This is a genomic window from Rossellomorea sp. DA94, from assembly GCF_029834455.1.
Classification (GTDB): Bacteria; Bacillota; Bacilli; order Bacillales; family Bacillaceae_B; genus Rossellomorea; species Rossellomorea vietnamensis.
The window spans coordinates 3,300,003-3,313,501 of the sequence record NZ_CP122397.1 but is presented as its reverse complement, the minus strand read 5'-3'; the positions used below and the strand labels follow the sequence as shown (position 1 = coordinate 3,313,501).

Annotated in this window: 12 protein-coding genes; 11 read left to right on the top strand and 1 reads right to left on the bottom strand. The window is 45.8% G+C overall.

Translation table 11 applies throughout. The annotated features are described in order from the left end of the window. The first annotated feature begins 153 nt into the window (after nucleotides 1–153). The 7 genes from ystJ (at nucleotide 154) to P8596_RS17210 (ending at nucleotide 7,686) form a co-directional block, all read left to right on the top strand. Nucleotides 154–1,392, top strand: a complete 1,239-nt coding sequence (ystJ, locus tag P8596_RS17240; RefSeq protein WP_079532813.1) for an NADP-dependent malic enzyme — start codon at nucleotides 154–156, stop codon at nucleotides 1,390–1,392. Further along, the gene (locus tag P8596_RS17235; RefSeq protein WP_263497462.1) at nucleotides 1,389–2,048 is read left to right on the top strand and encodes a FadR/GntR family transcriptional regulator; all 660 of its coding nucleotides are present in this window, start codon (nucleotides 1,389–1,391) and stop codon (nucleotides 2,046–2,048) included. Before ystJ ends, P8596_RS17235 begins: the two co-directional genes overlap by 4 nt. Before the next feature lie 129 nt (nucleotides 2,049–2,177). Beyond that, nucleotides 2,178–3,053 carry an acetyl-CoA carboxylase, carboxyltransferase subunit beta gene (accD, locus tag P8596_RS17230; protein ID WP_034756926.1) on the top strand — a complete coding sequence of 292 codons (876 nt, stop codon included), beginning with the start codon at nucleotides 2,178–2,180 and terminating at the stop codon, nucleotides 3,051–3,053. Next, nucleotides 3,047–4,027 (top strand): acetyl-CoA carboxylase carboxyl transferase subunit alpha, encoded by a 981-nt coding sequence (gene accA, locus P8596_RS17225; RefSeq protein ID WP_279724423.1) that lies wholly within the window; start codon nucleotides 3,047–3,049, stop codon nucleotides 4,025–4,027. The genes accD and accA overlap by 7 nt, the downstream gene beginning before the upstream one ends. 338 nt (nucleotides 4,028–4,365) lie before the next feature. Continuing rightward, nucleotides 4,366–5,325 (top strand): 6-phosphofructokinase, encoded by a 960-nt coding sequence (gene pfkA, locus P8596_RS17220; RefSeq protein ID WP_034756932.1) that lies wholly within the window; start codon nucleotides 4,366–4,368, stop codon nucleotides 5,323–5,325. 31 nt (nucleotides 5,326–5,356) lie between these two features. Beyond that, nucleotides 5,357–7,117, top strand: a complete 1,761-nt coding sequence (pyk, locus tag P8596_RS17215) for a pyruvate kinase (RefSeq protein WP_229593900.1) — start codon at nucleotides 5,357–5,359, stop codon at nucleotides 7,115–7,117. A 182-nt stretch (nucleotides 7,118–7,299) separates the two neighbouring features. Next, complete coding sequence (locus tag P8596_RS17210; RefSeq protein WP_279724422.1) at nucleotides 7,300–7,686, top strand: FxsA family protein; 387 nt, start codon at nucleotides 7,300–7,302, stop codon at nucleotides 7,684–7,686. 39 nt (nucleotides 7,687–7,725) lie between these two features. Here the strand turns inward: P8596_RS17210 and ytvI are convergent, their stop codons facing one another. Further along, nucleotides 7,726–8,832 (bottom strand): sporulation integral membrane protein YtvI, encoded by a 1,107-nt coding sequence (gene ytvI, locus P8596_RS17205; RefSeq protein WP_034756941.1) that lies wholly within the window; start codon nucleotides 8,830–8,832, stop codon nucleotides 7,726–7,728. A gap of 158 nt (nucleotides 8,833–8,990) precedes the next feature. Between ytvI and P8596_RS17200 the strand changes: the two genes are divergently transcribed. The 4 genes from P8596_RS17200 (at nucleotide 8,991) to mdh (ending at nucleotide 13,292) form a co-directional block, all read left to right on the top strand. Next, nucleotides 8,991–9,449, top strand: coding sequence for a DUF441 domain-containing protein (locus tag P8596_RS17200; protein ID WP_034756944.1), 459 nt, complete (start codon nucleotides 8,991–8,993; stop codon nucleotides 9,447–9,449). 318 nt (nucleotides 9,450–9,767) lie between these two features. Further along, on the top strand, nucleotides 9,768–10,886 hold the full coding sequence (citZ, locus tag P8596_RS17195) for a citrate synthase (protein WP_034756947.1): 1,119 nt from the start codon (nucleotides 9,768–9,770) through the stop codon (nucleotides 10,884–10,886). A gap of 114 nt (nucleotides 10,887–11,000) precedes the next feature. After that, entirely contained in the window at nucleotides 11,001–12,275 is a 1,275-nt protein-coding gene (gene icd / locus P8596_RS17190; RefSeq protein ID WP_034756950.1) for an NADP-dependent isocitrate dehydrogenase, read from the top strand. A gap of 78 nt (nucleotides 12,276–12,353) precedes the next feature. Next, nucleotides 12,354–13,292 (top strand): malate dehydrogenase, encoded by a 939-nt coding sequence (gene mdh / locus P8596_RS17185; RefSeq protein ID WP_279727022.1) that lies wholly within the window; start codon nucleotides 12,354–12,356, stop codon nucleotides 13,290–13,292. Nucleotides 13,293–13,499: the final 207 nt, after the last annotated feature.

Sequence of the window (13,499 nt, the reverse complement as noted above, 5' to 3'; positions counted from 1 at the left end):
TACTAAAACCATAATTTATATTATTGTTTAATAGAAAAAGGTGGTCTGACCACCTCTGAACTTATTATTTTATTATCCAATTTTACATTTAGAAGAGTCGTTTTTAGCGATTCGATCCATAGCATGTAAAAGAATCAGAAGGAGTGAGTCAATTTGTCATTACGCGAAGAAGCTCTGCATATGCATCGAGTGAATAAAGGGAAATTAGAGTCTAAATCCAAGGTGGAAGTCCGAAATGCGGATGACTTGAGCTTAGCTTACTCCCCCGGGGTGGCGGAACCCTGCAAGGTGATCTATGACAAGCCTGAAACGGTCTATGATTACACGATGAAAGGGAATATGGTCGCGGTTGTTTCCGATGGTACGGCGGTACTCGGTCTTGGGAATATCGGACCTGAAGCGGCTCTTCCCGTCATGGAAGGAAAAGCGGTACTATTCAAGAGTTTTGCAGGAGTCGACGCATTCCCGATCTGTTTGAACACAACGGATGTGGACAAGATCGTTGAAACCGTCAAGCTCCTTGAGCCGACGTTCGGAGGCGTGAACCTTGAAGATATCGCCGCTCCGAATTGCTTTGAAATTGAAGAGCGCCTGAAGAAAGAAACGAATATTCCTGTTTTCCATGATGATCAGCATGGTACGGCAATCGTCACCGTGGCTGGACTTGTGAACGCTCTCAAAATAGTCGGAAAGAAAATGTCCGAAATCAAAGTCGTGGCAAATGGTGCCGGTGCTGCCGGTATGGCCATCATTAAGCTTCTTTACCGTTATGGGGTAAGGGACATCATCATGTGTGATTCCAAGGGTGCGATTTATGAAGGGCGTCCTGAAGGGATGAACAGTACGAAAGATGAAGTCGCGAAGTTTACGAACCGTGACCATATCAAAGGCGGCTTAGGTGAAGTATTGAAGGATGCCGACGTATTCATCGGTGTATCTGTTGCCGGTGCCCTGACGGAAGAGATGGTTTCTTCCATGAAGCAGGATCCAATCATCTTCGCCATGGCGAACCCGGTTCCTGAAATCATGCCGGAGCTTGCGAAAGCGGCGGGAGCCAAAGTCATTGGTACAGGCCGATCTGATTTCCCGAACCAGGTGAACAATGTCCTTGCCTTCCCTGGAATCTTCAGGGGTGCACTGGACGTACGCGCAACCCACATCAATGAAAAAATGAAGCAGGCTGCCGTTGAAGCGATCGCTTCTTTGATCACGGAAGACGAACTGAACGCAGACTATGTCATTCCTGCGCCATTCGATAAGCGTGTCGCTCCAGCCGTTGCTGCTGCCGTGGCGAAAACAGCGATGGAAACAGGGGTTGCCCGCTTAAAGGTGGACCCGGAAGAAATCCGTAAGAAAACGGAAGATTTAGCCGTCATCGGGAAGAGTGAATGATGACAGAAGTGAACTCTCTCCAAACTCACGCTAAAGTATATATTGGAATTGTTCACCAGCTGAGAGAAATGATATCAAAGGACTGTCTGAAGCCGGGAGATAAGATCCCGTCCGAGAGAGAGCTGTCCGAGCGCCTGAATGTCGGGCGATCCTCTGTCAGGGAAGCACTCCGGGCCCTTGAACTGTTGGGACTGATTGAAACCCGCAGAGGCGAAGGTACCTTCTTGCGGGACTTCAGGGATCATCATCTGATCGATCTTCTAGGCATGTTCATCCTCCAGGACGACATGGCTCAGGAAGACATTCTTCAGACGAAGATGATGATTGAAAAAGAAGCATTGAAGGCTTTGTATATAGATAAAAGGAATACAGATTCCCTGCATGTGAGCGTTTCTGAATGCGAGAACCTGGACGACGTGTTCAGGGAGATCGTCATGATGAGTTCGAATTACTTATCCCAACGGATCTGGAATATCCTGAATGATTTCGAGACGTTGATCTGTGGTGAGAAAAAACTCACAGAAGCGATGAGGGAAGAGTTGATCACCATGCTCAGTGGCATCGATCACCAGGAGAAAGAGACTGTGCAAGAGACGTATAGAAGGGTTAGGAAAATTGTCGATGAAGACGCGACAATTTCCAACATCTTTTTTTAAACACTTCCATTAAACTGATAGTCAAGCAGTTAATGCACTTACTATAGAGAAGCGAATGGGCAGCTGTCATGTAAGGGAATATTTCCCCGCTAAAAGCAAGCTAGTGTCATTCGGTAAGGAGGTTTCACCTTGCTAAAGGAACTTTTTAACAAATCAAAAAAGGAAAAGAAAAAATATGCAACGATTCCTTCTGAAGCGGCCAAACATGACGTTCCGGAAGGCATCATGACGAAATGTCCTGATTGCAAAAAAATCATGTACACGAAAGAACTTCAAAAAAACCTAAAGGTGTGTATCCATTGTGGATACCATCATGGCATGAGTTCACCAGAGAGAGTCGATAGTTTTATAGATGAGGGCACGTTCAAGGAGCTTGATCATGACCTGACTTCGGGTAACCCCCTAAACTTTCCTGATTATGAAAGTAAAGTCGAAAAGGACCGTAAGAAGACGGGCATGAACGAAGCTGTTCTGACGGGTTCAGGAAAGGTTAATGGTGTGGAAGTTGTGACAGCCATCATGGATTCCCGTTTCCGGATGGGAAGCATGGGATCGGTGGTCGGTGAAAAAATTACGAGAGCCATCGAAGAAGCCGATAAACGGAAGGTACCGTTCATCATCTTCACGGCTTCAGGCGGGGCCAGGATGCAAGAAGGTGTCCTTTCCTTGATGCAGATGGCAAAGACCAGTGTAGCGCTGAAACGTCTGAGCGATAACGGAGGGCTTTTCATCTCGATCATGACCCATCCGACGACAGGCGGAGTATCCGCAAGTTTCGCATCCGTCGGGGATTATAACTTTGCTGAGCCGGGAGCACTGATTGGATTCGCAGGCAGAAGAATCATCGAGCAGACGATCCGTGAAGACCTGCCGGAAGACTTCCAGACATCCGAATTTTTATTAAAACATGGACAACTTGACGGAGTCATTTCGAGACTCGAGTTGAAAGAGAAAATCGGGACAATACTTGATATACATCAGTGGGACGGTGATCTGCCATGGTAAATGAGATGGAATTTGAAAAGCCTGTATACGAGCTCAAGAAGAAAATTGCCGAACTGAAGGAGTTCACCCAGAATTCGGACGTCGATTTATCGAAGGAAATCGAGAAGCTTGAGCACCGTCTCACAAAGCTTCAAAATGATATCTACGAAAACATGAAGCCGTGGGAAAGGGTCCAGGTGGCCCGTCATCCAGAGCGTCCGACGACTCTGGATTACATCAAGTACCTCTTTACGGACTTCATTGAAATGCACGGAGACCGCCTGTATGGGGATGACGAAGCGATTGTGTCAGGCGTCGGGAAGTTTCACGATGTCCCTGTGACGATCATCGGTCACCAAAGAGGGAAAGATACGAAAGAAAACATCCGCCGGAACTTCGGGATGCCTCATCCGGAAGGATACCGAAAAGCACTGCGCTTGATGAAACAGGCGGACAAGTTCAATCGTCCGATCATCTGCTTTATCGATACAAAAGGTGCGTATCCCGGAAAAGCGGCAGAGGAACGCGGACAGAGTGAAGCCATTGCACGGAATCTTGTGGAGATGGCCGGCCTCAGGGTTCCCGTCATCTGCATCGTCATCGGTGAAGGCGGTAGTGGTGGAGCCCTTGCACTTGGAGTGGGAAATCATATTCATATGCTTGAAAACTCCACCTACTCCGTCATCTCACCTGAAGGGGCAGCGGCCATCCTCTGGAAGGATTCCACCCAGGCGAAACGCGCGGCTGAATCCATGAAGATTACGGCTCCCGACCTTAAGGAGCTTGGGATCATCGATGACATCATCACGGAAGTAAAAGGCGGAGCCCATAAAGATGTCGAGGAACAAGCGAAGTATATCAACGACGTCCTTATGAGCTCACTGAAAGAGTTGGTTCCGATGAAAAAGGACGAACTCATCCAACATCGCTATGAAAAATTCAAGGCGATGGGTGAATATTCGGTTTTAAATGATCTTATCGGGGTAAAATCATAACAAACGATGGACTGACAAATAGGAGATACCATTTGTCAGTCTTTTTCATTCAATCTTAATAATTCCTACCCGGAAAAAGGGCTTTGTGACGATATTTTGAAGGTTTTAACAATTTAAACGCTTCCATTTAATAGATTATTTCGTCTTTTGCTATTCCTCCTAGTAACTTGTTGAGAACCTTGAACCTTCGTGTTATTTTAGAAATAATCCAAAGTCTATTGGTCCATAATAATGTAATGAATGAAAACTGGAATTTTCCTTTTCTTTGATTTATGTGAAACGATTAACAATACCATTCAATTACATATAAAGGCATATTTCTTAATGAGGTGATCGTAGTGAAAAAGATTGGTGTATTGACAAGTGGTGGAGATTCACCCGGTATGAATGCAGCAGTCCGTGCAGTTGTGCGTAAAGCCATCTTCATGGATATAGAGGTATATGGTATTTATCAAGGGTATAATGGATTAATCAACGGGAACATCAAGAAGCTTGAGCTTGGTTCTGTCGGTGATATCATCCATCGTGGCGGAACGATGCTTTATACAGCCCGCTGTGAAGAATTCAAAACAAAAGAAGGACAGAAAAAAGGGATCGAGCAACTAGAAAAACACGGCATCGAAGGACTTGTTGTCATTGGTGGGGACGGTTCTTACCAAGGGGCAAAAGCCTTGACGGAATGGGGATACCCATGTGTCGGTGTACCGGGGACGATCGATAATGATATCCCTGGGACTGAATATACGATCGGTTTTGATACAGCGCTGAACACGGTCATCGATGCGATCGATAAAATCCGTGATACGGCTACATCCCATGAGCGGACGTTCATCATTGAAGTAATGGGACGCAACGCGGGGGATATCGCTCTTTGGGCAGGTCTTGCCGGCGGAGCGGAAACGGTCCTGATCCCTGAGGAGAAATTCGATCTTGACGACGTAGTCGGCCGTTTGAAAAAAGGACAGGAACGCGGAAAGAAACATAGTATCATCATTGTTGCAGAAGGTGTCATGTCTGCCAATGAATTTGCGAACCGCTTCACAGAAGCAACAGGAATGGATACGCGAGTCTCCGTCCTTGGTCATATCCAGCGCGGTGGAACGCCGACAGCTGCAGACCGTGTCCTTGCCAGCCGTTTAGGGGCTCATGCCGTTGAGCTATTGGCCCAGGGTAAAGGCGGAAGAGCGGTAGGAATTGAGAAAAATCAACTTGTTGATTACGATATTATTGAAGCACTTGCCAAGCCACATCAAATTGATTTGAACATGTACAGACTTTCCAAAGAGCTTTCAATCTAAATTGTTGTAAGATTTCAGGAGGTAAAAGAAAATGAGAAAAACGAAAATAGTATGTACGATCGGTCCTGCCAGTGAAAGTGTAGAGAAGTTATCACAACTGATTGAAGCAGGAATGAACGTTTCCCGCTTGAACTTTTCACATGGTGACCACGATGAGCACGGACAGCGCATCATCAATATCCGCGAAGCAGCAGAAAAAGCCGGTAAAACAGTCGGGATCCTGCTTGATACTAAAGGTCCGGAAATCCGCACGAACAATATGCAGGACGGAGCTATTGAATTAACACAAGGATCCAACATCATCGTTTCCATGAAAGAAGTACTGGGAACAACTGAAAAATTCTCCGTTACATACGAAGGATTGATCGATGATGTTCATGTCGGTTCCAAGATTCTTCTTGATGACGGATTAATCGAGTTGGACGTGACCGAAATCGACAAAGCGAACGGTGAAATCCATACACATGTTGCCAACAGCGGTACACTTAAAAATAAAAAAGGTGTAAACGTACCGGGCGTTTCTGTGAACCTTCCGGGAATCACGGAGAAAGATGCCAGCGATATCGTATTCGGTATCGGACAAGGTGTTGACTTTATCGCAGCATCATTCGTACGTCGTGCATCTGATGTACTTGAAATCCGTCAATTACTGGAAGAACACAACGCGTCTCATATCCAAATCATCCCTAAGATCGAAAACCAAGAGGGTGTAGACAACATCGATGAAATCCTTGAAGTATCTGACGGATTGATGGTTGCACGTGGAGACCTTGGTGTGGAAATCCCTGCTGAGGAAGTACCACTTGTTCAGAAGATGCTGATCAAGAAATGTAATTCACTTGGTAAGCCTGTCATCACAGCGACTCAAATGCTTGATTCTATGCAGCGCAACCCAAGACCGACAAGAGCGGAAGCAAGTGACGTAGCGAACGCCATCTTTGATGGGACAGATGCGATCATGCTTTCTGGTGAAACGGCAGCAGGTTCTTACCCTGTAGAAGCGGTTCAAACGATGCATAATATCGCTTCAAGAGCAGAAACGGCACTTGATTACGATGCCATCCTTTCTTCACGCAGCAAAGACAGCGAGCACAATATGACGGATGCCATCGGTCAATCCGTTGCCTATACAGCTCTTAATCTTGATGTGAATGCCATTGTCGCTCCGACTGAGAGTGGCCACACGGCACGCATGATCTCTAAATACCGTCCGAAAGCACCAATCGTAGCCGTGACTGGTACAGACTCTGTATCACGCCGCCTGGCACTTGTATGGGGCGTCTACCCTACAGTCGGCCGCAAAGTGACGACAACCGATGAAATGCTTGATATGGCAGTAGAAGAGAGCGTCAACTCAGGTATGACGAAGCACGGAGACCGCATCGTCATCACAGCGGGTGTTCCGATCGGTGAATCCGGAACGACGAACCTGATGAAAATTCACGTAGTGGGCGATGTGGTTGCAAAAGGTCAAGGAATCGGACGTAAATCTGCATACGGTAAAGCAGTCGTGGCAACAACAGCTGAAGAAGCCGTAAAGAACATGACTGATGGTGGCGTCCTTGTCACAATCGGCACGGACAAAGAAATGATGCCTGCCCTTGAAAAATGTTCAGCACTGATCGTCGAAGAAGGCGGCCTGACAAGTCATGCAGCCGTAGTCGGTATCAATCTTGGAATTCCTGTTGTGGTCGGAGTCGACCATGCCACTTCATTATTCAAGAGTGGCCAGGAAATCACGGTGGATGCGACTCATGGCGTGATTTATAATGGGTATGCGAGTGTATTGTAAGTAGATAGTTATGGGAAAACCAGAGTCTTTTTTGTGGGCTCTGGTTTTTTTATTTGGATGGAGTGTTGTGTGAGCCCCCTTCAAAGCACTGCAACAAGGATAACCCTCAACATAAAACACATTTTCTCTAATATGCTATAATAAATACTAAGCAAGTATTAAACCAAATGGAGGAATCCATCATGAGATATATGCTTTTACTATTGATTATCATACCGGCACTTGAAATTGGCTTATTGGTCCTTTCCGGACAGGCCATTGGTCTCGTCCCGACCGTGTTATTGATTATTACGACAGGGATCCTTGGAGCGTACCTTGCGAAGAAGCAGGGGATCGAAACGATAAGGAAAGCCCAGAGGGACATGCAGTATGGCCAGATGCCCGGGGAGGCCATCATGGATGGTCTATGTATACTGGTGGGCGGAATCGTCCTGCTGACACCGGGATTCATTACGGATGCTCTTGGATTTCTCTTATTGCTCCCGGCCACGAGGAGAATATTCAAGCCATTCTTCTATCGGTTATTCAAACGCTTGATCAACAAAGGGAACGTCATCATATACAGATAACGGAAAACGCACTGCTCACCGATGGAGCAGTGCGTTTTCTTATTTCACACCCATGATGAATTTCCACGTATCTTCAAATACCCCAGCTCTTTTTAAAGTAGATAATATCACCAGTACAACAGGACCAACGATCAGTCCGAGAAAACCGATGAGTTTAAACCCGACAAATAAAGCAATAAGGGTGGCCAAGGGATCGAGTCCGATGCTTGAAGATAGCACTTTCGGCTCCATGATCTGCCGCTGGACGACTACGACCAGGTACAGGACCGAAAGCCCGATCCCCAAACCTGTATTGCCCGTAATGAATTCATAGATGATCCACGGCACGAATACTGCCCCTGTCCCGAGATATGGGAGGATATCCACGAGACCTGTCACGAGTGCGATGGTGATTGCGTAATCTACTCTCAGGATGATCAACCCGATCAGAACGATGATCGCTGTGATGGAAATGAGAGTGAATTGAGCACGGATGAAGCCGAACAGTGCCCGTTTTAAGTCGAAGAACACCTTTCTCCCACTGCTCATCGCCTTACCCGGAATGATTTTCTCCGCTTTGGCGGATAATGTATACCAATCCTTGCTGATGAAGAATGTGGCGAGCGCCGCAAAGATCAGGACTGACGCAGCATTTGGGATCCATGAGATCAGCTGGGGCAGTTTGGTGAAAAAGTTTTGCAGAAAATCACCAGCCGACGTCGCGATTTTCGTTCCGGCTGTCTGGACATTTTCGAGGATCGTATCCTGCTGCCCGGCTTCAAGATTTTTGAATAATCCTGCGAGCTGATTGTACAGGGGGATGACCTGTCCGACAATGATATCCTCTGCATATGTAACAAGGGTTTGAACATGCTTAGGCAGTTCTTCTGCCAAGTAATTTGCTCCGGAGACTATTTCGGCAATCAATAATGTGATGAGACCTGCGAAAATGGCGACAATCAAGATGAGGGATACGGTGACGGCCCATATCCTTGGGAGCCATTTCTCCAGCCCGTTCACCAGGGGATTGATCAACAAGGCGATGGCAACGGCGATGATGAATGGGTATGCAAGCTTCCATATGTAATAGAGTGAAATCAATGAGAGAATGATGATCGCGAGAACGATCAGAAAGCGAATCGTTCGATAAACATAATCTAAATTCAAGGGTTTCCCTCCTACCGGGTCTAGTACTTCTATTTTATAGGAGACAGGAAATGAAAGGAAGATATATTTGCAGTGGCAGGAGCATTTTATGAAAGATATGAAAAGTTGATATGGTAGGATAATGATTGGAGTACATATAGGAGAGGCAGGGGAATGATATGACTCAGCCATTCATGTTTTTATTGCTTTTATTGGGAATCGGGCTGATGGCGAAAAATCAATCTATCATTATAGCCGTAGCATTTCTACTTGTATTAAAGCTGCTCGGGCTGGATGAGAAGATTTTTTCGACGATTCAGTCGAAAGGCATTAACTGGGGTGTGACGATCATTACGATTGCCGTCCTTGCACCGATTGCGACAGGGGAAATCGGCTTTAAGGATCTCGTTGATTCGTTGAAGTCCCCATATGCGTGGATTGCACTCGCCTCTGGGATGGCAGTGGCATTGATTGCGAAGAATGGGTTGATTCTATTGGAAGATGACCCCCACCTGACAACGGCCCTCGTCCTTGGCACAGTGTTAGCCGTCGCTCTCTTTAAAGGGGTTGCCGTCGGGCCTTTGATCGGAGCCGGGATCGCCTATCTTGCTATGAAATTGTACGAATTATTTCTGTGAATATGCATGGGTGATCCCCCGGTTCGATCCTCTTTTTATCCCTGGTTTATTTTTCTAGAAAAATAATTTTTATAGAAATTGATGCGTTTTCATTCACAAAAGTCAGATAATTGTTTATAATAGGAAATGTAAGCGCATCCCAAGCTCTCATGTTATCATAGAAGAGCCGGGAATCATTTTTTGTATAGGAATTGAGCAATCGCTCAACGTGTTTCTTTACGTTCTATTTAAACAAGCCTACTAGATTTAATAGATCGTTTTGTAGGGTTTTATACTCATATGAAAATGGGTAAAGATTAACAAAAGGAGAGGTTTATTATGACAGCAACTCGCGGATTAGAAGGAGTTGTAGCAACGACATCGTCCATCAGCTCCATCATTGACGATACTCTTACATATGTTGGCTACAACATTGATGATTTAGCAAACAATGCAAGCTTCGAAGAGGTTATCTACTTATTGTGGCACCTGAAGCTTCCTACTGCCTCTGAACTTCAAGAATTTACTGAACTGTTGGCTGCTAACGCTGAATTGCCGAAAGAAGTCATCGAACATTTCAAAATGTATGACATCAAAAAGGTTCACCCGATGGCCGCTTTACGTTCTGCTGTATCTTTACTGGGACTATATGATGACAAAGCAGATGTGATGGAAGAGAAGGAAAACTATCTGAAAGCCGTTCGCCTTCAAGCGAAGATCCCGACGATCGTCACGAGCTTTGCACGTATCCGCAACGGTCAGGAACCGATTGCACCACGTCAGGATTTAGGTTTTGCCGCTAACTTCCTATACATGCTGACAGGAAAAGATCCTGAGCCTGTTGAAGTTGAAGCATTTAATAAAGCACTTGTCCTTCATGCGGACCATGAGTTAAACGCTTCCACGTTCACAGCACGTGTATGTGTGGCAACTCTATCAGATGTCTACTCAGGTGTTACCGCTGCAATCGGAGCTTTAAAAGGTCCGCTTCACGGTGGTGCGAATGAGCAGGTTATGAAGATGCTTACTGAAATCGGTTCTGTTGATAAAGCAGAAGAATATATCCTGGACAAGTTAGAGAAGAAAGAAAAAATCATGGGCTTCGGTCACCGTGTTTACCGTCAAGGGGATCCACGTGCGAAGCATTTGAAAGAAATGTCCAAAAAATTAACTGAATTAACAGGACAAAGCGAATACTACGAAATGTCCGTTAAGGTAGAAGACGTATTTACGTCAAACAAAGGCTTGCCGCCAAATGTTGATTTCTACTCAGCATCTGTGTATCACAGCTTAGGCATCGATCATGATCTATTCACTCCGATCTTTGCGGTAAGCCGTGTATCCGGCTGGTTGGCGCATATCCTTGAACAATATTCCAACAACCGCCTGATCCGCCCTCGTGCTGATTATGTAGGGCCTGGCAAGCAGGAATATGTACCTGTTGATCAAAGAGGTTAATCATCGATATTTACAAATAGTAAAAATATTGGTGTAATAATAAGAGAAGGGGAATGACTCAATATGCTTCTAATGGGTCATCCCCTTTGATAATGAAAAAATGGAGGTTACATAATGACACAAGGTGAAAAAATTACAAACCAGAATGGCCAACTTAATGTGCCTAACAATCCAATCGTCCCATTCATTGAAGGTGACGGAACGGGTCCAGATATTTGGGCAGCAGCTCAACGTGTCCTCGATGCTTCTGTAGAGAAAGCATACAAAGGCGAACGCAAGATTTCCTGGAAAGAAGTATATGCTGGGGAAAAAGCATTCAACAAAACGGGTGAATGGCTTCCAAACGATACACTAGAAGCAATCCGTGAATATTTCATCGCGATCAAAGGTCCACTTACAACTCCTGTAGGCGGCGGAATCCGTTCATTGAACGTTGCGCTTCGCCAGGAATTGGATCTATTCACATGCCTGCGTCCAGTACGCTACTTCGAAGGTGTTCCTTCACCGGTTAAGCGTCCTGAAGATACTGATATGGTCATCTTCCGTGAAAACACTGAAGATATCTATGCAGGTATCGAGTACGCTAAAGGTTCTGATGAAGTGAAGAAATTAATCAGCTTCCTTCAAGACGAAATGGGCGTTAACAAAATCCGTTTCCCTGAAACATCAGGTATCGGAATCAAGCCTGTGTCTGAAGAAGGGACAAGCCGTTTAGTCCGTGCAGCAATCAACTATGCAATCACTGAAGGCCGTAAATCAGTGACTCTAGTTCACAAAGGAAACATCATGAAGTTCACTGAAGGAGCTTTCAAAAACTGGGGTTACGAGCTTGCTGAGAAAGAATTCGGCGATAAAGTATTCACTTGGGCTCAATATGACAAGATCAAAGAAGCTGACGGATTGGAAGCAGCTAATAAAGCTCAATCTGATGCTGAAGCAGCTGGTAAGATCATCGTGAAGGATTCAATCGCTGATATCTTCTTACAGCAAATCCTTACTCGTCCAGCTGAGTTCGATGTTGTCGCAACAATGAACTTAAACGGAGATTACATCTCTGATGCATTAGCTGCTCAAGTAGGTGGAATCGGTATTGCTCCAGGAGCAAACATCAACTACGAATCAGGACATGCAATCTTTGAGGCAACTCACGGAACGGCTCCTAAATATGCAGGTATGGATAAAGTGAATCCTTCATCTGTCATCCTTTCAGGTGTGCTTATGCTTGAACACCTTGGTTGGACAGAAGCTGCTAACCTGATCACAAAATCAATGGAAAAAACAATCGCTTCTAAAGTGGTAACATATGACTTCGCCCGTCTGATGGATGGCGCTACAGAAGTGAAATGCTCTGAGTTCGGTTCAGCTTTAATCGATAACATGGAAGCATAATAATGTGACATAAGGGTGGGGTGCTTCGTATTGGAGCACTCCTTCCTTTACATAATGAGACGAATAGGAGGAATCATGATGGCAATTAAACGTAGAAAAGTATCTGTAATCGGTGGAGGTTTCACCGGGGCGACAACGGCATTGATGCTCGCCCAGAAAGAGCTTGGAGATGTTGTATTGGTTGATATTCCGCAAAACGAGGATCCAACGAAAGGGAAAGCACTGGATATGCTTGAGGCAAGTCCTGTACAGGGCTTTGATTCAACCATCATCGGTACGTCCAATTATGAAGATACAAAGGATTCGGATATCGTTGTCATCACTGCCGGGATTGCCCGTAAACCGGGTATGAGCCGTGATGATCTGGTTCAGACCAATCAAAAGGTCATGAAATCAGTGACTCAGCAAATCGTGAAGCATTCACCTGACTGTTACATCATCGTTCTGACCAATCCAGTGGATGCCATGACCTATACAGTCTTCAAGGAATCCGGTTTCCCGAAAGAGCGCGTAATCGGACAATCAGGAGTCCTGGATACAGCCCGCTTCCGCACCTTTGTCGCACAGGAATTAAACCTGTCCGTGAAGGATATTACAGGATTCGTCCTCGGCGGCCACGGTGATGACATGGTTCCTCTTATTCGTTACTCATACGCTGGAGGCATCCCTCTGGAGACACTGATCCCGAAAGACCGCTTGGACGCCATCGTTGAGCGCACCCGTAAAGGCGGAGGAGAAATCGTGGGACTTCTCGGTAACGGAAGTGCCTACTACGCACCGGCCGCATCCCTCGTCCAAATGGTCGAAGCCATCCTTAAAGACCAGCGCCGCGTCATCCCGGCCATTGCCTACCTTGAAGGTGAGTACGGATTCGAAGGCATCTACCTCGGCGTCCCGACCATCCTAGGTGGTAACGGTCTCGAGAAAATAATCGAACTCGAACTAACAGAAGACGAAAAAGCCGCACTAGCCAACTCAGCCGACGCAGTGAAAAACGTCATGTCTTCATTGGCTTAACCACATAACCAAAGCTGACTTCCGTAATAGGGGTCAGTTTTTTTGTTTTAACCCTTTTAATGACTGCGTCTATCTTTAGAATTTTTAAAAGTGGATTCAATTATAATTGATTTTTAAGTAGTATTAATATACACCCCGATAGTTGATTGTAGCGGAAGGTGCTCGACTCCTGCGGGAAACGCGGGAAAGTTGAGACCCCGCAGTGCG